This window comes from Mesorhizobium sp. Arg314 (assembly GCF_053714275.1).
Genome location: NZ_JBSKBP010000175.1, coordinates 1 through 1,154 on the forward strand (window position 1 = coordinate 1; position 1,154 = coordinate 1,154).

1 pseudogene is annotated in these 1,154 nt (G+C 59.0%); it reads right to left on the reverse strand.

The window, feature by feature from the left end:
• Positions 1 to 1,148, reverse strand: a pseudogene (locus ACWGS9_RS34900) (Tn3 family transposase); the annotation flags it as partial.
• Between the last annotated feature and the right edge of the window lie 6 nt (positions 1,149 to 1,154).

The following is a 1,154-nucleotide window of genomic DNA, read 5'->3' on the forward strand; positions in this document are numbered from 1 at the left end:
TCGGTGAAATGCTCCTGGATATCGAGGATCGTGTCCTGATCGAATAGACCATCGAGCACATAGGCAGCTTCGCTTTCGGTCGGACTGATGGGCAGGATGCTGAAGTACCCGTATTGATCGGACAGATGGCTATAGAACTTCGAGCCGGGCTCGCTACCGTAGTGGAGATTGATGTCACCTCGTTTGGCGGCTCGATCACTTGCTCGGAAGAACTGGCCATCGGACGATGATGTTGTTCCGTTGCCCTAGTTGCGAATACGGGGGACGGGTGTGCGCATCAGTCACACACGCCTGTGCCGCGCGATAGGTCTCTGACCGGGCGTGGAACTACGCATCCAGCCGATCTGATGTGCGCTGATCCCCTTGGAAGCGCTGGCCATCCGCTTCGGACCGAGGTTGGTCGCGTCAGCCAGAACACCGGCCAGCATGGTGGATACGTTCTGCGGCGTATCCGCAGTTCGGACGTGGGTGAATTGGTTGGCGAACCCGGTCCATTCGTGGACTTCTCGCAGCAGATCGGGCACTTCGATCAGCGGAAACATATCACTTATCTCGGCATTCAAATCTTCGGCAGCAGAAGGAACCTCGCCGATGGTCGGCGTGACGATCAGCGTTTTGCCTTCAAGACGGACACCTTCGAGCTTTCCGGTTCGTGCCCGATAGGCAAGGCGTTTGAGGTTGAAGTCCAGCATTTGGCGAGCTTCAGCCAACCAGGCCGCTCCATCAGCTTGCACGCCAAGGCCAAGTCGGTCGTCTTCCTTCATCGCAGTGAAGGTTGGTCGAGGCATGAGGTGCTTATCGATCGGGCGGAACGAGCGGCTGCCGTCGACCCAGACATCGGCCGAACGAAGCCTGTCTCGCAATGCGGCGAGTGTTGCAATTTCATAAAGACGGCGATCGGGCTTTCCCTGTCCGAAGATGAGTTTCCGATCGGCTTGGCTCAGGTGCGAGATCGGGACGCGCTCCGGGAGTGTCCGGCGCCTCTCCGAGTAGAGGCGTTTCAGCGCACCGACCGCGGCAAGAAGTGGATCGTGTCGGCGGGCCGAGCGGAACGTGAACGCCTGCAGGAACGCACCGGCATATTTGCGGACGGTCGCGTACTGCTCGGCTGCTAAAGCCAGGGGTGAAGCCTCGTTGTCTTCTACCATAGCGGC